Raw genomic sequence first — 20,878 nt, forward strand, 5'->3', positions numbered from 1 at the left:
ATAAATTATGAATCACACCATTCCACCACTGACAGAAAGTCAGTTTCCCACCCAGGAAGAGATTGATCATCTCCGGCACAAGTTTTTTGTGGGACCCGGAGATGATGAGATCTTTCGTAAATGGGGGCACCTTGCCATGGAACTGGCACTGGAATGGTTGAAAAATCCGGAACAGAAAAAAATTCATGCGGATATTTCATTGCCGGAGCTGGCAAATGTATTTCGTGATATTCATATCCCGTCCCTCGGTTCTGAAATTGAGCAGGTGTTTGAGGAATGCCGCAAAACCATTCTGGAAAATTCTGTCAGAGTCAACAATCCCCGCTATATCGGGCATATGACAACCGCTATTCCCTGGTTTTCAGTGGTGGTGGATATTTTGATCACGTCCATTAACCAGAACCAGGTCAAAATTGAAACCGCACTGGCGTCATCCTATGTGGAACGGCAAACCCTGGGATGGCTGCATCATATGATTTATTCTTTTCCTGATAAATTTTATGAGGAGACCATTCAACTGCATACCATTGCGTTGGGTAACATTACCAATGGTGGAACGATGGGGAATCTGACAGGTTTGGCGGTCGCTCGTGAAATCAAATTTCCGGGAATCAGGGAAAAGGGTGTGTATGAAATAATTCAGCAATCAGGTTATAAAGGCGTTGTGGTGCTGGCTTCTCAACGCGTCCATTATTCTCTGAAAAAAAGCATCGGAATTTTAGGCTTCGGCGAAGCGTCAGTGATTACCATTCCAGTGGATTCCCACAATCACATCCGGCTTGATCTTCTTGAACAGAAAATTAAGGAACTTCGGGAACAGAACATCGCCATCCTGGCTTTGATCGGTATTGCGGGCACTACAGAAACAGGAAATATTGATCCACTGAAAGAAATGGGAGCCATTGCTCAAAGAGAAAACATATGGTTTCATGTAGATGCGGCATGGGGCGGTGCATTACTGTTGTCCAATGATCTCAAAAACCGGCTTAGTGGAATTGAGATGGCAGACTCTGTGGTGATAGATGGACATAAATTATTTTATCTACCTCTTGCACATGGTGCTGTATTGTTTAAAAACAAACAGTCACTCAATACATTACGACACAACGCAAATTATATTATTCGAAAAGGTTCGGTCGATCTCGGTCGAACTTCTTTGGAAGGTTCCAGACGATTCAATGCGCTGAAACTGTGGTTTTCGCTTAAAATTCTGGGACAGGATGGCTACAATGTATTGCTGAAAAAATCACTAAGACTCACTGACTTGATGAAACACTTGATTGATGAGTCCCCTGATTTTGAAAGGACCAGTGAGCCAGAAATCTGTATTCTGACATATCGTTATGTGCCAATCCAGTGGAGAGAACAGATTAAGGACAGTCTTAAACGGAAGGATCAAAAAAGCCTGTTGGTGCTCAACAATAAACTGAATGATCTCAATGTGGAACTTCAAAAACGGCAGCGAGAAGCCGGACAGAGCTTTGTTTCAAGAACAAGGTTGGAATCAGCAGGTTATGCTCACGAAATTGTCGTGTTACGCTGTGTTCTGACAAACTTGCTCACACGATCCCAGTTTTTAAAAGAAATTCTGGAAGAGCAGCGAAGTATCGGTCAACAAGTGTTCAAAGAGATCACCTCAGGCATCAATATTGCCGAATCTGTTGAAACGGGTGATACTTTTGATTTTTCCATAACGCAGTGAGGAGAATCCCTCACTCCCTCTTTTCAATCATTCAACGAACGAGGATACCATGAGAATAATATTGCTAGGGCCCCCGGGATCTGGAAAAGGCACTCAGGCGCAGAATATCATGAAGGAATTTCATATTGTCCAGTTGTCAACAGGAGACATGCTGAGAGCCGCGGTCGCCTCAGGATCTGAAATCGGAAAACAGGCGAAAGCCGCCATGGAATCAGGACTTCTGGTTTCTGATGAAATCGTGGTTGGTATTATTCGTGAACGGATCAAGCAACCAGACTGTCAAGCCGGGTATTTACTGGATGGTTTTCCCCGAAATGTTGCCCAGGCTGAAAAGCTGGACGAAATGCTGAAAGCCAACGGACAAAAAATCGATCAGGTTGTATCTCTCGAAGTTGATGATGAGACCGTTGTTCGCCGCATTTCAGGACGGTTGGTACACACGGCCAGTGGCAGAAGTTATCATATTGACTTCAATCCTCCCAAGGTTGCGGGTAAGGACGATGTTACAGGGGATGATCTGATTCAACGGTCAGATGACAATGAAAACACGGTTCGCGACCGACTGGCGACATATCACCGTCAAACAGCGCCTCTGGTTGAGTATTACACGAAGTGCGGTTGTCTGACACAAGTGGATGGAATGTTATCTCCAGACAAAGTGTATGAAAATATTGCGAAAGCACTTCGATAACACATAAGAGGATTCACCATGGCTTTAGGAAATCTTTTTGCGAAAAAACCTGTAAAGGCAGCTCCTGTCAAAGCTCCTGTTGCTGACGATGAGCAGGAGTCGCTGGAACGGGGCTTGCCATCCCTGTTCACAAAAGGGATTCAAATGCAAAAAGAACGTGAAGATCTGCTGAGAAAAAGCCTTGAGGATGGTATGGCTTTTTTTCAGGAGTTCAATAACGCACGTCTAAAACTGGCGTTTGAATCATTCACGGTTGATATGAAAAAAGCCTTGTTTGAAGTCCTTTTTTTCCTGCATGTGAATGATCCCAAATATTCTGAGGTGAAATTTACCGGGGTTGAAGTAGAGCATGTCTATGGTATCACCAGAGAACATGAGTATGAGGCCTCAGCTAATTTATATCTCGAAGGTGCCCCTCATGGCGTTGAGGGGATTGAAGAACTTCCTGAAGTATTCAGAGCGGAATTTTTTGAATTTATTCAGAAAGAATTCGGGACACGCCCCAGTGCTTCGGATGTCAAGGATTTCTGTCCATTTGTCAGCATTTCATCGTTAGGCTCAGTCGGGACTGTCGGTCATAAACCCATATCATCTGATCTGGACATGCAGGTGCAGTATGAAATGGAGCCTTTCCTGATTGATCCCTCGAACTGGGATGATGACAAACTTACAGAAGCCCTGAAAAGAGAAATTCAATACTGGATGCAACTCATCCGGGTCAAAAAGAAAGTTCCCGCGGAACAACTGAAAAACCCCAAGGTGCAACAGGAACTTCAGCGAATGGCCAAAGAACAGGTCAAAAAGAATTTTCCACAGTTGTATCAATATTTGTTAGCCAAAACCGCTGATTACCGCAAAGATCTGATGACGCCCAATGGTCCGAAAATTCGGCAATTGTTGCTCCATGAAATGATGGAACTCATCAAACGGAGCAACCGTCGGGAAAAAGGTGAAAAATTTTTGCAGGCAAAACAGGAATTACTGAAAAAAAAGGCATTGACTGTCCAGGATTACATTCAAAAGAAATATCCTCATGCGGAAATTTACCTGTTTGTCTGTGACAATGAACTGTTCAGGAAGGGCTATCACGGAACCACACTCGAATCCAAAGAAGCATCAGGTTCCGCTTACGAGCATATTTTGTCCTATGATGTCCTGATGCCGGGAATTCAGTTCACACCGATGGTACCCTCCCATTTTGTGCTACCCAAGGTCATGAATGATTCCTCGGAATTTTATGATAGAACCATGGACTACATCAGATTTAATGTTGTTTCCTTATACAGTCAGGCATCCCGCAGACTTGCGAATCTGGGGGCCACTCCCAGGTTGCCTTTACAGTACATCCTGAGTCATGGCGGAGCAATCTACTGGGAAGCCTTCAAAGCTTCTTCCGGAAATCTTGCCAAAGCCCTGTTGAATTTATTCAGAATTGAAATGCTGCACGAACCAAAATTTTTAATCATGATTATTGAAATGATTAAAAATCCTACGGTTCTGGATCAGTTTATTGAAAACCCACCCGATGACGTAAAAACAATCCGTCAAACAGAATTTGGATTGTGTCCCTGGGAACTGGTGGAAATGGAGCAAACGCATAAATTGCTGATCAAGGACCCCTGGTGGTTGAAATACAAGGCCTTGAAAATCGCTTTTGGTGAATTGCAGTACCTGAAGGAAGATGATCGCAAACGGATTTCTAAAATCATTGATATTTGTTTTGGCCTGCATGTCAAAGTTTCCGAAGTTTTTATCAAGCCCGGAGACACACGAAAATTTGAAACTTATCGTGAACAATTTCTAATTGATTTTCTACGACGCGCCTTTCCTGAGGGATCTCCCCAACGCAAATTTCTGGAACATGTCAACATGGGAGAAACCAAGGCTGTTATTGAATATGAAAATGAAATGCGATATTTGTTTGAATCCTGTATTGAGCGGGTATTGGACATTCAGAACAGGCATGGTCTGCCTGATGACAGCAACCAGAAAGAGTTTGAAATCTGGTATCATTATTATCAGAAAAACTTTGAACCACCGCCCAACATGGTCAGAAAGAGTATCCTGCATCACTTGAAGGTTCCACGTTTGCGCCTTCAGGCCGGGTTCAACCCCAATACGAAAATGTGGACTTTCCGTTCATTGCAGACAGAAAGTAAGCTGGGGAAACGATTTGATACGTTTGGGGTTCTGGATCATTTGCCGGATGAGGTCGATTTGATCGTGAATAAAAGTTTCACGTATGGTCTGGCAGACACGATTCTTAATTCATATTATGGTTATGTGAACAAAGGATCGCTGAAAGAACAGAAAACGGTGCTTGAATTTGATTCCTCAAACATGAAGTATGGAGATCCCACTGACCAGCGTCTGGCTTATGTGCGCCCGGATAACGTTGCCCGTCTTGCTGATAAAATCACGGAGTTCTTTTATTACCGGACATACCATTACATGGATTCTGTCAGTGTTCCCAAACATTACCTCGAAGTGTTTTTTCTACTGCATTTCATGCGATTTGGGCGACTATCCATTCTTTATCGGGATAATTTGACAAACTGGTATCTGGATGAATTTGATATCAAGGATTTAAAAATCATGGCCAATCAACTGAACGGTAACTATCAGCATACCTTCAAAGTCAAAGCATTCCATCAGGTTGTGGCCAAATTTTTAAAAGATCACAACATTGATCTGACAGATGAAAAAGTAAAAACCACTTTCTGGTTGAATCCCAACAGTGCCCTCACAACTCATGCCGCAAACAAGGTAACAGCTAAAGAAGATGATTTGTCCGCAGCCTTCAAAAGCGCGATTTATAAGGTTCACACCAGAAAATCTGAATAAAAAACCTTGCATCTCCAAATAATTTTCTGTAGACATCGCTCCTTAATTTCTGACCTTTTTTGGGGTGTCGCCAAGCGGTAAGGCAACGGGTTTTGATCCCGTCATTCGAAGGTTCGATCCCTTCCACCCCAGCCATCTTCCCTACTTTCTGCCACGTTATACCTGATGACAAATCAGGAATCCTCTTCTTTGAAATATTCACAGTGGCGTCCTATCGGCGTGTGTGATCAGGGAACTCCCAATACTCAGAAAGCCAAGATTTTCTCCCAAAGTGATTTCAGTGCCCTGCAAGCTCCCGGAATTGACCGGAACACCTGGCAACATCACAAAAACGTTCTGAAAATTATTCACAAATATGCAAAGGATGTCGCACAAATCTCTCCTTTGACCCAAAAAATGAAACAGCCAGTCGTCAAGGATATCAAACTTGTTGGCATGGTCCTTGATTTCAAAAAGACTCCCGGACTGAATCAGGAATCACAGGAGGGCAAGGTTCAACTGTTTCAGGTGTCTTTTGAAGACGCAGGACAAAAAAAATCCCGGTTTTCGTTGAAGTTGATTCTTATATCACTGGGTATTTTTTTATGCCTGATACTTGCTCTTATGATTCACTCAATAGACTGGACGCGATCTCGAGTCGTCTCATCACAAACCGTGATATGTGACCCCAGACAGCCTTCTTATAAGTATCTCAACCAATTGAAAGAGCATCAGGAATTGATGCGGTTGATTTTGAAACAAGTTTGGAGTCATGTTCCATACAATCATCAAGCTTGTCTAAAGAATACAAACAAAACAGAGGACATCGAATTGCAATTGATACAATGTTATCACCAATTACAACAAAACAATTCAGCATTGATGCCCGACCAGGAACTACAAGCGATTGGTAATTGCGTTTATAATCTATGTTCGCATGCACCAGCATCTTTACGTTCAGTGTGTCAATGATAGAGTTGTGTGAAAAACCATGTGACATCCAAAAAATATTTTGTTAATGCTATAAAATATGGGTTGAGTCTGAATTTCCTTAAGGACATAAATTTCAAATCAATGAACTCGTGCACAGTCGTCTCCATGCCATTGAATGCTGTTTGGGACTTTTCACACTACTCCAACTTCTAACATTGAATAATCAGCCATGCGAATACATTATTTTATCCTCATCAATTTATCCCTGATCTTAGTGCTTGTGGGATGTGCACCTAAACCAGCAGAAAACCTTGAAATTCTAAAAAAATCTCGCAGATGTGAGGAGTGCAATCTGCAAAATGTAAATTTGAGTGGATTGGATTTGGCCGGAATTTTTCTGAAACGCTCAGATCTTACCGGCGCAAATTTACAGGGCGCTTTTATGCAGGGCGTTAATCTGTCTCGCTCTAAACTGACAAATGCCAACCTGATTGAAACCAATCTGGCAGGGGCAGATCTTCAGGGGGTTAATTTTTATAAAGCGGATATGGAAAATGCCATTTTAACAGGATCTGATTTAGGCGGTGCCAATCTGGCGGGTGCCCGGTTGAAAAATGCCAATCTTCAATACGCAAACCTGAAAGGCGCTGAACTGGCTATTTCTAATCGTTCAACGCAATCGCCAACAACCATGGTTGGCACAACCCGCGAGTCTGTGATGAACGCAAATCATCTTGAGGGCGTGGATCTTGAGGGTGCTGACTTGCAAGGAGCCAATCTGGAAGGTGTGAATCTGGAAGGTGTGAACCTCAAGGGTGCAAATCTCAGTAAAGCGATCTGGATCAATGGCAAAACATGCGGTGAGGGATCCCTTGGGGAATGCCTGCAATAAGGCATTCCCTCATGAATTATAGTTGAATGATCTTTGCGTCTGCAAACATGGGATTTTTCTTTTCAATCGTTTTAAGATTTTTTCTGGCCTGTTCTTCTGTTTCAAAAAATCCGACTCGTGTTCTAAAGGTCAACTGACCTGTTTCAGCATCCTGCCGTTGCGAAATGTAGACAAAGTAATTTTCGCTATCAATAGTAGTCAAACCACCGATGGCGTTTTCTCTGACCAGATACTGAGGCATTTCAATCATCCATGGTTTGTTCATGGGTGTTCTTAAATCAATAATATCACGGGATAATTCTTTGGCAGATGGTCTGACAGCCCAATACGTGTTAGGGAACAGTTTTTCATCTTTGTAGCGATAATAGATTTCCTGACCCATTAATTGAGCTTCTTCTTCCGTTGTGAAAAACCCGACACGTACACGGTACCAATGTTTACCACGGTGAGGGGTTTCTGTCCGGAAAATATAGGCATAGTATCCATCCATCAAGAGTTTTCTCATCACCTGAATGGCAGTCAGAAATCGTTCTTCTTCAATGGAGGCAATCTGAACGGCATATTTCCCACGTTTTTTACGAGAGAGAATATCCTTGGAATCTGATTTTTCAGAAGCAAATTGAACTTTGAGTTTTTTGCCATCCCAAATCAGATGCCAGTCTTTATTTCCTTTTCCGGAGCGGATGGTATAGTCAATTTTAGACTGATTCTGAATCAAAATGGTTTGCCATGCATTCATGTTGGTATCTTTGGCCGGGTCAATGATCTTCCAGAATTTATCTCCTTTTTCAACAAGAGATGCCAACTCAGGTTTTTCTCCACCCAGGATTTGAACAACCGCATTTTGAGATTCCCGGTCAGTTGACTCTTTCATACTCATCGGTGTGTCAGAAGCAGATTCAGTCACATTTTCCTGAGTGGAATCAGCAGACTGTGAGTGTGCTTCAGTAACAGTCTGAGACACACTCACTGGTTCCGGAGGGAACGCTGCTTCAATATCTGCGGACATCTCATCTTCCCGATGGGGAGACATTTGTACCAGCATAAAAATAATGACTGCCGCAAAAATTACAATCACGGTGCTCCACAAAACAATAACTTTAGATAGCCTGACTTTTTCCATGTCACCCTTTTGATAGAATGGTAAAGAAAGAACGGTGTCTTTCCGGATTACAAATCCTGATAGTCTTCTCCATAACACGGTAAACACGGGATATCAATTTCAAATTGATACCAATTCCTGATTGATATGCGAAGATAAAAACCCTTCGTACCAAATCAGAGCCGTTCTTCAACCATGAGTTATACTAAAATCAGGTTTCAATCCTTATCATGTTCAATAGATGTCAGAAAGATTGAACACTCTTTGAACCAGGATTTTCCTGTCGAACAAAATGACAAGGTTATGTAAAACCATGTCTGAATGGATGATTATCAAGATATAGACCAAATGGATCCTCTACCTCTAAAATTTATCCCCGATCTGTATCGAAGCATCCCTTATTCCTCATCAATGGTTTTTAAAAAAAACTTGTTACATTACTCAAGTCGCCTTAAAACATGCCGCTTCTTCAATATGGTGGGCCTATAGCTCAGTTGGTTAGAGCAGCCGACTCATAATCGGCGGGTCGTAGGTTCAACCCCTACTGGGCCCACTCCCATAAATACAATTCTAGCGGGTTTTTAGACCCTATGAATTCCTGCATAACGAATCGACTACAATCGCCAATCTTTCGTGAGTTACTCAGAGGGAATCGACAACGAATCCAATCGCATATCCGCCGCGGGTATGACCGGAGCCGGGTAAATTCTTTTCTGGCTTTTGCCTGAATCGACCAAAGCCTTTAGGCGCGAAGATTGCTGGATTGAGTTTCGGGTCTTATTAACCGTTGAGTCCTTGTCTGGAATACTATAGTTGATGATAATGTGATCTCATGCAAATTTCTGGTTGCATTGGCATCGACGGGTTTGATATAGAGTATCCAGAAGTCATTATGATTCATTTTTAGCAGGAGTGTGTATGATTACGACCCTGGTCTTTATCGCGGTTCCCGTGAGTGTGATCGGTATTATGGCGTTGTTGTATTTTCAGCTTAAAAACAGTACAAAGCGACTGGAGCAGATTTCACCGCAGACCATTGCACGCCTCATGGATTACCTGGATACCCTTCAACCCTACATGCAAAGATCTCAACTCAATCAACATGACTGGGGATACATGAGTATGATTATCAAACGAATTCTGGATGTCGATGATGGTGATTTTCCTTTTCTGAATGATGAAGAAGAGCGAATTCTGTCCGAGTTTGTCTATGGCAATCGAAAGAATAATGAAATTTTCCGCCAAACCTGTGATGAATTGTGGAAACGGGTTAAAAAATTGAGAAGTGCTATGGATACAGATATTTCCGGATATGGTTATCCGTCTATTCTTTAAGGAAAATTTTCTGTGGCCAGAATTCTGATTTTGGATGATGATGAGTCCGTGGTGACTCAAACAGAACAGATGATACGGAGTTATGGGTATATCCCGCTGGGGATTACACAGCCTGATCGTCTTATGGAGATGCTGAAACAGAATAATGTTGATCTGGTTCTGCTGGATGTTCACATGCCTGAAATGAGTGGTATTGAACTTCTGAAGCAACTCAAACACTCAGTCTCCTACCGAACCATTCCGGTGGTCATGCTCACCAGAGATACTCGTGAGGAAGTACTGGAAGAATGCCTGAATTCAGGTGCCGCCGATTTTATCAATAAACCATTTAGTCCGGTTGTTCTTAAGGCACGATTGCAATCGGCCCTCAACACACTTTCCTTTGTTCGAAGTCAGCAACGCTTGATTGAGGAACAGGAATTCATTACCCAGAAACTACATGAAGAACTGGAAATGGCGGGTGAGATGCAAAGTCATCTCATGCGTTCAGACCCTCTGCCTCCTCACTACAAATCCGCCATGTTTTTTCGCCCTTACAGTCAGGTTTCAGGCGATTTTTATAATCAGCAGGTGACGGATGGCAGTTTGCATATATTCCTTGGTGATGCGACTGGGCATGGTATCACTGCCGCCTTATTGACCATGATGCTTAAAGCCGGATTAAGCTCAATTCCAGCATCAACAAGTCCCGCCAATGTTATGTGGCAACTCAATCATTTACTGAAAAAAAGCATTCCGGGTGGGATGTTTGTGACAGGGATCTATCTTAAAATCAATGCGGATGGATCTCTGGTAATGTGTAATGCAGGGCATCCTCCGTTGCTTGTTTTTCCTGAAAATGGGAATGAACCTGTTATTCTGGATGACAGTGGTGTCGCGTTAGGGATTTTTAAAAATGAAGAAATCGGGAGGTATGAACAGGTTGCCTATCGTTTGAATCCACGGGACAAAGTATTCATTTTTACGGATGGCATCACTGAATATCAACACCAGAAAAAAGAACTGGGTATTCAAGGTGTGACGGATTTTTTATGGAATCTCAGACATCTGGATATCAGCATTATGGTCAATAAATTATCAGGCCTCCTCACGCCAATACGCCCCCAGACCGTGAAAGATGACATGACCTTCTTTGCGTTTGAATATCTGGGCGCATGAGCAATCCCTGTGACAAAAATCAACATTTCGACTGTTCAGGTATCTGTTGTGGCTCAGGATTTTGAATAATTCTTAATCCTTGAAGTGGCTTGCGAACAGCAGATTGTCCTGCTATCTGATGCAACTATTATTCGAGGCCCGGTTTTGGGTGCTTTCCAACTATCATCCGGAGATTCTATGATGAAAAATTTTATTAAAAAATGGGGAGAAATTGTGGTGGATTACCGTTGGGTGGTTCTGGCACTGTCCGTAGTGCTACTAATCGCTTCGATTCTTCCGATGAAAAATCTGTATTTTGACAATTCCAATGAAATGTTTTTTCTCAAAGGAGATATCAATCTGGTCACCTTTGATAAATTTCTGGACCGGTTCGGCGATAGTGAATACCTGCTGATTGGTCTTGAAAGCCGTCCACAGGACAAAAATGTGTTTAATGAAGACACCTTGAAAACCATTGCCAAAATTACGGAATTTCTGGAAAATCATGAAGTCGTGACCAAGGTTTCATCTCTCACTAAATATCAATATATCAAATCGGAAGACGATGTTCTTTCCACGATAGATCTGATCGAAGACATGGGACAACTTTCCTATGACCAGGATTCCATGGATCATCTGGTTTCCATCATGAACGAAGAAGAACTGGTGCACGGTGCCTTGATCAGCAAAGATTTCAGACACACCGTCGTTTTTGCCAGAACGCAATATGTTCGGGGTAAAGCCGATCATCAAATCAAGCTGATCAATGAATTGAATGCGTTTCTGGCAAAAGAAAACTTTGAAAAGCTGGGATTCAATATCCGGATTTTTGGCGGACCATTGCTTGCGGAGCGTTTTCTGAATGTCACGATCCAGGATCAGATGCTGATCAATCCGCTCATGTACAGTATCATTCTGTGTTTGTTGTTTATTTCATTCCGCACTGTTACCGGAATCCTGATGCCGATAATGATCATCGCGGGCAGTCTGGTTCTAACCATTGGCCTGCAAGGATTTCTCCACTGGCCGTTCAATACTGTCAACACGGCTCTTCCGGGGATTCTGACCATTGTGGGTATTGGAGATTCGATTCATATCATTGTAGAATTTTATCATTTTCGCAATGAAGGACTCGACCCCCGACAAGCCGCAAAAAAATCTATTGAAGTTTTGTGGTTGCCCTGCTTTTACACATCTTTCACCACTGCTGCCGGCTTCATTGCGTTGTCTGTCACCAAGCTTGCACCGATTCGGGAACTTGGTGTTCTAGGGGCCAGTGGAACGATGCTTGCGTTTTTGCTTTCAGTCGTCACACTTCCGGCGATTCTCAGTTTTATCAAGCCATTGCCTGTCGCGACACAGAAAATTGTTTCGGAAGGGATCATTGCCCGGTTCACCCACCAACTCGCGCATTTCACTCATCAGAATTATAAATGGCTCATTGCTGTCGGAGGAATCGGACTTGTGGCTGGTTTAGGGCTGGTCAGTCAACTGGATGTTGATACCAATTATGTGAATTATTTTAAGAAAAATACCAAATTACGCTCAGACATTGAGTATTTTGATCAGGTGTATCAAGGCGGGAGCACTATTGAATTCATGATTGATTCAGGGGAAGAAGGGGCCGTTAAAAATCCTGATTTTCTCAATAAAGTGCTGCACATGCAGGAATATCTTGAAGGACTCGATGGAACGGGAAAAGCCAATTCCATGATCAATTATATCCGTAAAATGAATCAGGCCATGCACAATGACGATCCCACGTTTTATACTATTCCTGAAACAAGGGAACTGATTGCTCAATATCTATTGCTGTATGAAAACACCGGGCCGGAAGAAAACCTTATGGATATGAGAACTTCTGATGATCGGTATTTGCGTCTGAGTCTCAGAATCAAAAATATGACAGCCCTTAAAACGCATACGCTGGTCAAAGACATTCAGGACTACCTCCAGCAAAATTACCCTGAACTTCCTGCGGAATTGACAGGAACACTGATGTTGTTCAATGCTCAGGATGTTTATACCCAGCAGGGAATGGTTCGATCCTTCGGATTGGCGTTGACCATGATTGGATTGATGTTTTTTGTGCTGTTTCGTTCTGTCAAATATGGTTTTCTGGCGTTGGTGCCCAGCATTCTACCCATTTTGATGGCGGGCGGCCTTATGGAGCTTTTGGGCATTTCTCTTGACATGGGAACCATGATTGTTGGCGCGATGACCATGGGAATCGCGGTGGATGATACAATTCATGTGTTGAATCGCTATCTTCAGGCCAGAAAAAATAATCGCACTGTCGAAACCAGTATTCATCTTGCGATGATCGAATCCGGACGAGCCGTGATCTTCTCATCCATCATCCTGACTGCGGGTTTCAGTGTTATGTTGCTGGGGTCCTTCATGCCCTTTATCTACATGGGAATTTTTTCTGCCATCATCATCATGTTTGCGTTGATCGCCGATCTGTTTTTCCTGCCGGCCCTGTTGTATGTAGTTGATGGTGGAAGGATGAATTCTGACAAAAAAACGTGATGAGTCATGAATAAACAGGAAAACAACACCTTGTGGCTGACCGTGTTCTTCGGATTCGCGGTCTTCTTTTTATTTTTTGGACTGGGAACCCCGGTACTGGTGGACTGGGATGAAAATATCTATGCGGAAGCCAGCAAACAGATGCTACTGCGTGGTGATTATCTCAATGTTTATATCAACGGACAGCCCTTTGCGGAAAAACCTCCTTTCTATTTCTGGGAGCAGGTGCTGAGTTATCAGGTTTGGGGGGTCAATGAATTTGGTGCCCGTTTTCCTTCTGCCCTCGCAGGGTTGATGACCCTTGCCGTGATGGTGTTTGTTGGATCCAAACTGATTTCTTTGCGCTTTGGCCTGCTTTGGGGCGTGGTTTATCTGACCAGTCTGCTGCCAGCAATCCTGTCTCGAAGCGCGGTGATTGACCACACGTTTAATTTTTTAATCACGATCGCCGCATTCTCTTTGTATGGCTATGATCTCGAATATCAGAAAAAGCTGACTCAGGAACACACCAAAACGAAGCCTTGGCTGTTATTGACTGTGGCCAGTGTTGCCATGGGACTGGCTGTGCTGACCAAAGGTCCGTTGGGTGGGGTGATTCCCCTGGTTGCGTTTGGTGGTTACAAGACATGGCAGCGCTTTAAAAACATTTCGATAGGGCATTTTCTTTATTGTGGTGTGCTGTCTCTGAGCATCGCGTCTTCCTGGTATCTGGCCAACTGGTGGGTCCATGGCCTTGAATTTCTAAAAAATTTCATTGCCTTTCAGTCCGGTCTGTTTTCAAAACCTCTGGAAGGGCACACTGGCCCGTTTTTTTACCACTGGATTGTGGCGTTATTCGGCATTTTTCCCTGGACAGGGTTTCTGTTTCAGATCCGCCGGCACAAGATGGAACAGCTTCAACCAACCCATGCCAGACCACTCCTGGTTTTCAGTCTGAGCTGGTGTGTCTTTGTGTTGGTTCTTTTTTCATTGGTTAGCACGAAACTCCCGCATTATTCCGCCTCAATTTATGTTCCCTTGTCTTTGCTCATTGCCTGGTCTTTATATCATATCATCCATCATGAAAACGGGATTGTCCCGAAATTTATCCTGATCATTCATGGTGTTTTGATTGCGGGATTTGCCGCGGGGTTCTGGTATATGCCCTATGGATTACGGCAATTTGTCCATGAAAGTTATCCGGATTGGCCGATTCAATGGGGCGATGAGTGGGGCCTCATTGTTGCCGGATTTGCGGGTTTGGCTGGTGCTGGCTGGTGGTTTCTCTTGAAAAAACAACCGTGGAAATTTGTCGGTTTCACCGCCTTGAGCATGCTGTTCTGCTCCATTGGCATCTGGCGCTATCAGGTGCCGACCTATCAACAATTTTTACAGAATCCATTGGTTGAACTGGTACGCCAGTCGCAGACCGAAGGGGCACAAGTCGTTTTTTACCGGTTTGTTTCCTTTGCGGCGATTCATTACAGTGAACAGCCCATTGTCATTCTGCATAATTACAAATTTGAGGGAAATCCCGAAATTCTGGATCAGTCCTCCAGTGAAAAACTTGTGGTGATTGCGGAAATCCGTGAAACATCTCGTCTGTTGCGGGAACATCCCGGTATCATGCATGTCCGTGATTTTGGACCTTATGCCATTTTCGAGCGATCAGCGTTAAATCAGCCGAATGGCGCAATTCCTGCTTTTCCCGCAGGCGATTGAACAATATTAATTATTTATGGAGATGGATATGAAAAAGATGGTTTCTCGAGGAATTATTGGTTTGATGATGTTCATACTTGGTGCTCAAGCAAGCTATGCGGATACCTTGTCAGTGGCCTTGGATATGCCAGTGGTGTTTTCACCAAGTGAAGATGTGGATGCCTCAATGCCGCAGGGAATCAAAGCCGGCATCAGCTTCATTGTAATTCCGATCGGTTTGGGCGTAGAATATTACACGGTGGATTTTGGACAGAATGATGGTGTTGATTTCAGTTCACAATTCACCATTCTTGATTTGTATTTCAATTTGCCAATTCCTGTTGTGAACATTGCCGCTGGTGTGGGATTGGGGATGATCACTACAGGAGATGCCAGCGTTGGCGGAGGCACTCTGGCTGTGGAACCAACCGGACTGACCCAGTATTTTGTATCAGTGGGATATGATATTTTACCGCTGGTTGATCTGCATGTGGGATATCATTCCATCACTGCGTATAAGACCAAAACCACTTACACGTTAGGCTCTTCTGAGGTGACTTCAAATGCTGATTTCAGCGGCAACATGATTTCCATCGGAACCAAAATCGGTTTCTGATGTTTAACGGGTGATGTCTGACAGTCCCAGACATTTTGGCAGATGAATATCCCCATTCATCTGCTGACCATTTTCAATCAATCCGATCAGGGTTCGAGAGGTTGCGATGGCTGTGCCGTTGAGCATGTGGACGAACCTGTTTTTTCCCGTATCCTTGTCCTTGTACCGGATGTTCAAACGACGTGACTGGTAATCAGTACAATTGGACGTTGACGTCACTTCTCCCCATTTTCCACGTCCTGGCATCCAGGCTTCAATATCAAACTTCCGGTATGCGGGAGCGCCCAGATCTCCGGTACAGATATCCACCACACGGTAAGGAATCTGAAGTTCCTGATAAATTTTCTCTTCAATCCTCAAAAACTTTTCATGCATGGCTTCAGACTGATCGGGATGGGTGAACGCGAACATTTCCACTTTGGAAAACTGATGAACCCGATACAAACCTCGTGATTCTTTTCCTGCGGCACCGGCTTCGGTCCGGAAACAGTGGGAAAAGCCGGCATAAAGCAGTGGCATATTTTCTTCCTTCAAAATCTGGTTTGCCATCAATCCGCCGAGAGTGATCTCTGCGGTGGCAATCAGACACAAATCTGAATTTTCAATCGAATAAATCTGGGTTTCATCGCCTCTCGGATTAAAACCGATGCCCGTCAAAATATCCCGTCGTGCCAGATCCGGAGTGGTGAACAAGGTGAAACCCTCATTTTTCAGCAATTTCATGGCAAACTGCACCAATGCTATTTCCAGCAACGCGGCTTCATTTTTGAGATAATAAAATTTCTGTCCGCTGACTTTTGCTCCGCCTTCCATGTCGAGCAAATCCAGTTTTTCCATGAGTTCCAGATGGTCTTTGGGTTTGAACTCAAACTGACGGGGCGTGCCGGCATAGTGTAAAACCTTATGATCGTCATCTGTCAGCCCCTGAGGGGATTGAGGATGTGTCATATTGGGAATGGATGCCAGCAGTGCCATCCGTTTCTGGTCCCAGACATCATATTCTTTTTCTTTCTCACTTTCCTGTTCCCGCAGTGATTTAGCTTCTTCGACCAGCGGTTGACGTTCTTCCGGAGACAGTTTGCCTTTCATGATTTGACTGATTTCATTCCGACGCTGACGAATTTGGTCAAGCTTGCCTTTGGCTGTTCGTGCCTGGGAATCCGCATCCAATAATCCGGAAACATCGGCAGAAACATGACGTAAACGACAATTTTCTATCACAGCGTTGCTGTTTTCTCGCACAAAATTCAGATCAAGCATAAATCATTTCAGGGTATGAGTTAATCGGGAAGAGCATTGCACCACGCAAAAACATAGGGAGCATAGGAAGAAGCAAGCAAACTTTCAAGCAAAGTGACTCAATTGGTGAACCATTTCGGAGCTTTCTGCTGGATTTTTTCAAGATAGGATCGAGCAAGAGGCAATACAACTTTCTGCGGAGTTCGGTTTCTCAGCCAGATTTCATAATCCCGCACACCACGTCGAACCGCGCACACCACTTTTTTGGGATTGACCAGATAGGAACGGTGGATTTTAACCAGCGCTTTTTCACCAAAATAATGTTCGAGAGTTTCCAACGTGATTCTGACATCAATTTCCGTATTATTTTTGGAATCAAGCACAACCCGGCAATAGGGGGATTCCACATGAATGTAAAGCACACGATCAAGCAGCAATTCAATTTTATTGACCGCCAGCAGTTTTTTCATATACTCGGAAGCATCCTGAATTTTGGAATTTTCTTTGAGCGAACCGACGCCATCGCCGGGAATTACCGCAACAAGGTGCTGGCCCAGTTCATCATAAACCAGCTCCATACCCTTGATAATTTTTCTTAAAATCCGGTTTTCCTCATCAGTGTGATTCAATTGCATAACGCCTTTGGGTGGAAAGACCATGGGGCAAATGGATAAAAATCCAGCATTTTGGAATACTCATACCTATTGTTAAACAATTTCAAATCATTCCGTCAAGAGGGAATTGTCATCATGTTGAACACTCCGCAACATTCGCAATTGTTGGAACGCATTGTCCTTAAAACCAGAGAACTGGGTTTTGATTATGTGGGGATGATTCCAGTTTCTGCCAGTGAAACGATTGCTGTTTACACACGGTGGTTAGAACAGGGGTATGCTGGCAACATGGAATACCTGCATCGGCATCAGGAAAAAAAACATGATCCACGTGAGGTATTGCCGGAAACGCAGTCACTGATTATCCTGGGAATGAATTATCACACCGTTGATCCTTCGAAACAGGAATTGAGTGATCCATCCCTGGGGGTCATCAGCCGCTATGCGTGGGGAAATGATTATCATGACGTTATATTTGAAAAAATGAGAATGTTGCGGGAGTTTGTGGAGCAACTCACTGCTACGGAATTTCGTCATAAAGCATTTGTAGACACAGGGCCGGTTCTGGAACGGGAATATGCGTGGAAAGCTGGCCTGGGCTGGTTTGGCAAACACAGTAATCTGATCAGCGGAAAACAGGGATCATGGATTTTTCTGGCTGAAATGCTGTTGAATCTCCAACTTTGCCAGCCCTTGCCGATGCCCAAAGGCGGTTGCGGAACCTGTACCCGGTGTATTGACGCCTGTCCCACCCGGGCGATTGTGGCCGATCGTGTGGTGGATGCCCGACACTGCATTTCCTATCTGACCATTGAACTCCGTGAAGCTATTCCCCGGGAACTGCGTCCTCTGATCGGAAACCGGATCTTTGGCTGTGATATCTGTCAGGAAGTCTGTCCGTGGAACAAATCCGCAGAGATCACAACCATACCTGACTTTTTTCCACGTCCTGAAAATTATCTACCTTCACTGATTTCTCTGATGGGACTGTCGCAGGAAGATTTCAGCCACACCTTCAGAAAGAGTCCCATAAAACGTACCAAACGCCGGGGCTTATTGCGCAATGTGGCAGTTGCGCTTGGAAACTGGAAAAATCCTGTGGCCATTCCTGTGCTGAAACAGGCCCTCTATGACGAAGAACCTCTCATTCGCGAACATGCCGCTTGGGCTTTGGGCGAAATACAACATAGCGATGTGGAAACAATTTTAAAATTGGCAATTCAGTGCGAGGAAGTTTCCACAGTTCGCCATGAAATTCATCTTGCTCTCGAAAAATATTCAAGTGGGTTTACCTTGTGACCAACCCCCTTGTGAACTTACTGAAAAAAAGCAGGATTTTTTTCATGATCAAGTCTTTGTACAAAACAAGATTGTGCTTCTGGAAAATGTAATTTATAAACAAAAACAGGAGACAACCTGTTCTACGCAAATTGAGCAAAGGAAAACTATGAAACATTTAGCCATGAAAAGTGTCGTCGTGTTCTTCATTCTGTTATGCGGCCTGTCCTCTCCGATTGGCGCGGTGGAAACCGCTGAGCGGATCTCGGATCGTGAAATCATCGAATCTTTGGCCTCATTGAAAGCTGAAATGCGAGCGATGCGGGAATATACGGACATCAAATTTCAGAGCATGAATAATCAGTTTCAAAGCCTAAGAGAGCAGTTTCAGGAAATGGAAGATCATCAAACCCAGATGTTCAATCAAATGGATAAACGCATGGATCAACTGGCAAACATCATGATTGCCATTGTGACCGCATTTGCGGGAATTGTTGCGGCCACCATCGGTTTTGCCATATGGGATCGTCGAACCATGATACGTCCTTTTGAAACCAAGGTGAAACAACTGGAAACCACCCTGGAGAAAATTCCCCGTGTTGAAGAAGAACTTGCCCAAAACCGTCAGAAAATCCACAGTCTGCTGGAAGCCTTTCGGGCTTTAGCTAAAAAAGATGTTCAGGTTGCGGAAATCCTCAAACAGTTTTCCCTGCTTTAATCGATCATGAAAATAATAATTTCACCCCGGGTGATGAAAATGATATAATCGTTCTTGAGGCTGAAAGCACTCGTTCTACTCTTTAGCGATTCAATCCTGAAAGTTAAGCTGAGTGTAGCTTTCATTGGTTCGCACCCCCGGTTATTTCGTAGCGTCAGCTACAGAATGCACAGTAAGAGGACCGACGTCAGGGAACGAAATTCGTTTCATGGAGTCAGGTTATCCAGGAAAGCGCTGTTTCAGCCTCCTTTATGAGTTAGCCAGTCACTTTATCAAACAAGGAGGAGCAAATGATTCAGCCCCTGTCTAAAAGTAGTGCTGGTTTAGATGTCCATCGGGAAATCATTGTTGCCACAGTGCTTCAAGAACAACCTGATGGAACGGTGAACAAAACGGTCAAAGAATTCGCGACGTTCTCCCGGAATCTGGAAGAACTGGCGCGATGGTTAACGAGCTTGAATCCAGAAATCGTGGTGATGGAATCCACGGGAGTTTACTGGATGCAAGTTTATGAGGCTCTGGAAACCGCGGGAATGATTCCCTGGGTCGTCAACGCGTACCATATCAAACGAGTCCCGGGCCGAAAAACCGATGTTCAGGACTCAGAATGGTTAGCGGAGCTTGCCCGTTGTGGTTTGCTCAGAGCCAGTTTTATTCCACCCAAAGATTTTCGTCAACTTCGTTTGTTGACGCGTTATCGTAGAAAACTTTCCGGCGTTTTAAGCAGCGAAAAAAATCGATTGCACAAAATTCTGGAAAGTTGTGGTATCAAATTAGGTATCGTGCTCAGTGACATCGATGGCGTTTCGGCACGAAGAATTATTTCATCGTTGATCGATGAGACGATTCAGCCGGATCAGATTGCCGTTCTGTTGCATGGCAGTCTACTTCCCAAGTTGATGATGATTCAACAATCGTTGTCAACGACTCTCAATGAGCGCCAACGGTTTTTGCTCAAACAAATTCAGGCCCATCTCCTGTGGCTTGAAGCCAGAATCGAGCAAATCGATGAGCAGCTCGTCACGGCGATGGTCCCGTATCAGGAATTTTGTCAATTATTGCAAACCATTCCTGGAATAGACCTCATTGCTGCCACGATGTTACTGGCCGAACTTGGCACTGACATGAGCGTTTTCCCCAACCAACAACATCTTTGTTCCTGGGCGGGTCTGGCTCCGGGAAACAACGAAAGCGCGGGAAAACGCAAACATGGCAAAACTCGTAAAGGGAATGCGCATATCCGTGCCCTATTGTGTGAATGCGCTAACGCTGCGATCAAATCCAAATCGCAGTTTAAAGGACGATACCAGGGACTTGTGATCCGCCGGGGACACAAGCGTAGTATTGTCGCCATTGCTCATAAATTGCTTCAAACCATTTACGTTATGTTAAAGAAGCATGAGCCGTACCGAGATCCTCAGATTGATTACGAGGAACTCGTGGTTAAACGAAACTCTGCCAGATGGATCAAGGCTTTGGATAAATATGGCTATTTGCCAAAGATAAAACTGCAGAACTAAACCACTCAATAATGGTCCATCTATACCTTGGATAGTGAGCCTTCTGACTCGCACAGTGGAACTCTG

General features: G+C 44.0%; 16 protein-coding genes and 2 tRNA genes. 15 read left to right on the top strand and 3 right to left on the bottom strand.

Annotated elements, in window-relative coordinates:
- Window positions 1-7 precede the first annotated feature (7 nt).
- The 6 genes from HQM11_03115 (at window position 8) to HQM11_03140 (ending at window position 7,041) form a co-directional block, all read left to right on the top strand.
- Window positions 8-1,702 (top strand): aminotransferase class V-fold PLP-dependent enzyme, encoded by a 1,695-nt coding sequence (locus HQM11_03115; protein MBF0349991.1) that lies wholly within the window; start codon window positions 8-10, stop codon window positions 1,700-1,702.
- 49 nt (window positions 1,703-1,751) lie between these two features.
- Window positions 1,752-2,393, top strand: a complete 642-nt coding sequence (gene adk / locus HQM11_03120; protein ID MBF0349992.1) for an adenylate kinase — start codon at window positions 1,752-1,754, stop codon at window positions 2,391-2,393.
- Window positions 2,394-2,411: 18 nt separating this feature from the next.
- Window positions 2,412-5,237, top strand: coding sequence for a hypothetical protein (locus tag HQM11_03125; protein ID MBF0349993.1), 2,826 nt, complete (start codon window positions 2,412-2,414; stop codon window positions 5,235-5,237).
- A 60-nt stretch (window positions 5,238-5,297) separates the two neighbouring features.
- Window positions 5,298-5,372 (top strand) — tRNA-Gln (locus HQM11_03130).
- A 54-nt stretch (window positions 5,373-5,426) separates the two neighbouring features.
- Complete coding sequence (locus tag HQM11_03135) at window positions 5,427-6,188, top strand: hypothetical protein (protein ID MBF0349994.1); 762 nt, start codon at window positions 5,427-5,429, stop codon at window positions 6,186-6,188.
- 328 nt (window positions 6,189-6,516) lie between these two features.
- Window positions 6,517-7,041: a pentapeptide repeat-containing protein gene (locus HQM11_03140; protein MBF0349995.1), complete on the top strand. Its 525-nt coding sequence runs from the start codon at window positions 6,517-6,519 to the stop codon at window positions 7,039-7,041.
- Window positions 7,042-7,057: 16 nt separating this feature from the next.
- Here the strand turns inward: HQM11_03140 and HQM11_03145 are convergent, their stop codons facing one another.
- Window positions 7,058-8,164, bottom strand: coding sequence for an SPOR domain-containing protein (locus HQM11_03145; GenBank protein MBF0349996.1), 1,107 nt, complete (start codon window positions 8,162-8,164; stop codon window positions 7,058-7,060).
- Between the two features lie 458 nt (window positions 8,165-8,622).
- Here HQM11_03145 and HQM11_03150 point away from each other — a divergent pair.
- From HQM11_03150 to HQM11_03175, 6 genes are all read left to right on the top strand, one after another.
- Window positions 8,623-8,696, top strand: a tRNA-Ile gene (locus HQM11_03150).
- 365 nt (window positions 8,697-9,061) lie between these two features.
- Window positions 9,062-9,478 carry a hypothetical protein gene (locus HQM11_03155; GenBank protein ID MBF0349997.1) on the top strand — a complete coding sequence of 139 codons (417 nt, stop codon included), beginning with the start codon at window positions 9,062-9,064 and terminating at the stop codon, window positions 9,476-9,478.
- 12 nt (window positions 9,479-9,490) lie between these two features.
- The gene (locus tag HQM11_03160) at window positions 9,491-10,636 is read left to right on the top strand and encodes a fused response regulator/phosphatase (protein ID MBF0349998.1); all 1,146 of its coding nucleotides are present in this window, start codon (window positions 9,491-9,493) and stop codon (window positions 10,634-10,636) included.
- Window positions 10,637-10,813: 177 nt separating this feature from the next.
- A complete protein-coding gene (locus HQM11_03165) occupies window positions 10,814-13,147 on the top strand; it encodes an MMPL family transporter (protein ID MBF0349999.1) in 2,334 nt (777 codons plus the stop codon).
- 6 nt (window positions 13,148-13,153) lie between these two features.
- Window positions 13,154-14,848 (top strand): glycosyltransferase family 39 protein, encoded by a 1,695-nt coding sequence (locus tag HQM11_03170; protein ID MBF0350000.1) that lies wholly within the window; start codon window positions 13,154-13,156, stop codon window positions 14,846-14,848.
- A 28-nt stretch (window positions 14,849-14,876) separates the two neighbouring features.
- Complete coding sequence (locus HQM11_03175) at window positions 14,877-15,443, top strand: hypothetical protein (protein ID MBF0350001.1); 567 nt, start codon at window positions 14,877-14,879, stop codon at window positions 15,441-15,443.
- A gap of 3 nt (window positions 15,444-15,446) precedes the next feature.
- Here the strand turns inward: HQM11_03175 and serS are convergent, their stop codons facing one another.
- Both serS and HQM11_03185 read right to left on the bottom strand, forming a co-directional pair.
- Window positions 15,447-16,703: a serine--tRNA ligase gene (gene serS, locus HQM11_03180; GenBank protein MBF0350002.1), complete on the bottom strand. Its 1,257-nt coding sequence runs from the start codon at window positions 16,701-16,703 to the stop codon at window positions 15,447-15,449.
- Between the two features lie 98 nt (window positions 16,704-16,801).
- A complete protein-coding gene (locus tag HQM11_03185) occupies window positions 16,802-17,317 on the bottom strand; it encodes a LytTR family transcriptional regulator (GenBank protein MBF0350003.1) in 516 nt (171 codons plus the stop codon).
- A gap of 114 nt (window positions 17,318-17,431) precedes the next feature.
- Between HQM11_03185 and queG the strand changes: the two genes are divergently transcribed.
- From queG to HQM11_03200, 3 genes are all read left to right on the top strand, one after another.
- The gene (queG, locus tag HQM11_03190) at window positions 17,432-18,595 is read left to right on the top strand and encodes a tRNA epoxyqueuosine(34) reductase QueG (protein ID MBF0350004.1); all 1,164 of its coding nucleotides are present in this window, start codon (window positions 17,432-17,434) and stop codon (window positions 18,593-18,595) included.
- Between the two features lie 148 nt (window positions 18,596-18,743).
- Window positions 18,744-19,292 (top strand): hypothetical protein, encoded by a 549-nt coding sequence (locus HQM11_03195; protein MBF0350005.1) that lies wholly within the window; start codon window positions 18,744-18,746, stop codon window positions 19,290-19,292.
- A 290-nt stretch (window positions 19,293-19,582) separates the two neighbouring features.
- On the top strand, window positions 19,583-20,812 hold the full coding sequence (locus HQM11_03200; GenBank protein ID MBF0350006.1) for an IS110 family transposase: 1,230 nt from the start codon (window positions 19,583-19,585) through the stop codon (window positions 20,810-20,812).
- Window positions 20,813-20,878: the final 66 nt, after the last annotated feature.

The sequence above is a fragment of the SAR324 cluster bacterium genome (assembly GCA_015232315.1).
Taxonomy (GTDB): domain Bacteria; phylum SAR324; class SAR324; order SAR324; family NAC60-12; genus JADFZZ01.

Excerpts from the sequence above, each read along its gene's own strand:
- HQM11_03115 (MBF0349991.1), top strand. The coding sequence starts at position 8 with ATGAATCACACCATTCCACCACTGACAGAAAGTCAGTTTCCCACCCAG.
- adk (MBF0349992.1), top strand. The coding sequence starts at position 1,752 with ATGAGAATAATATTGCTAGGGCCCCCGGGATCTGGAAAAGGCACTCAG.
- HQM11_03125 (MBF0349993.1), top strand. The coding sequence starts at position 2,412 with ATGGCTTTAGGAAATCTTTTTGCGAAAAAACCTGTAAAGGCAGCTCCT.
- HQM11_03145 (MBF0349996.1), bottom strand. The coding sequence starts at position 8,164 with ATGGAAAAAGTCAGGCTATCTAAAGTTATTGTTTTGTGGAGCACCGTG.
- HQM11_03155 (MBF0349997.1), top strand. The coding sequence starts at position 9,062 with ATGATTACGACCCTGGTCTTTATCGCGGTTCCCGTGAGTGTGATCGGT.
- HQM11_03165 (MBF0349999.1), top strand. The coding sequence starts at position 10,814 with ATGATGAAAAATTTTATTAAAAAATGGGGAGAAATTGTGGTGGATTAC.
- HQM11_03170 (MBF0350000.1), top strand. The coding sequence starts at position 13,154 with ATGAATAAACAGGAAAACAACACCTTGTGGCTGACCGTGTTCTTCGGA.
- HQM11_03175 (MBF0350001.1), top strand. The coding sequence starts at position 14,877 with ATGAAAAAGATGGTTTCTCGAGGAATTATTGGTTTGATGATGTTCATA.
- serS (MBF0350002.1), bottom strand. The coding sequence starts at position 16,703 with ATGCTTGATCTGAATTTTGTGCGAGAAAACAGCAACGCTGTGATAGAA.
- HQM11_03185 (MBF0350003.1), bottom strand. The coding sequence starts at position 17,317 with ATGCAATTGAATCACACTGATGAGGAAAACCGGATTTTAAGAAAAATT.
- queG (MBF0350004.1), top strand. The coding sequence starts at position 17,432 with ATGTTGAACACTCCGCAACATTCGCAATTGTTGGAACGCATTGTCCTT.
- HQM11_03195 (MBF0350005.1), top strand. The coding sequence starts at position 18,744 with ATGAAACATTTAGCCATGAAAAGTGTCGTCGTGTTCTTCATTCTGTTA.
- HQM11_03200 (MBF0350006.1), top strand. The coding sequence starts at position 19,583 with ATGATTCAGCCCCTGTCTAAAAGTAGTGCTGGTTTAGATGTCCATCGG.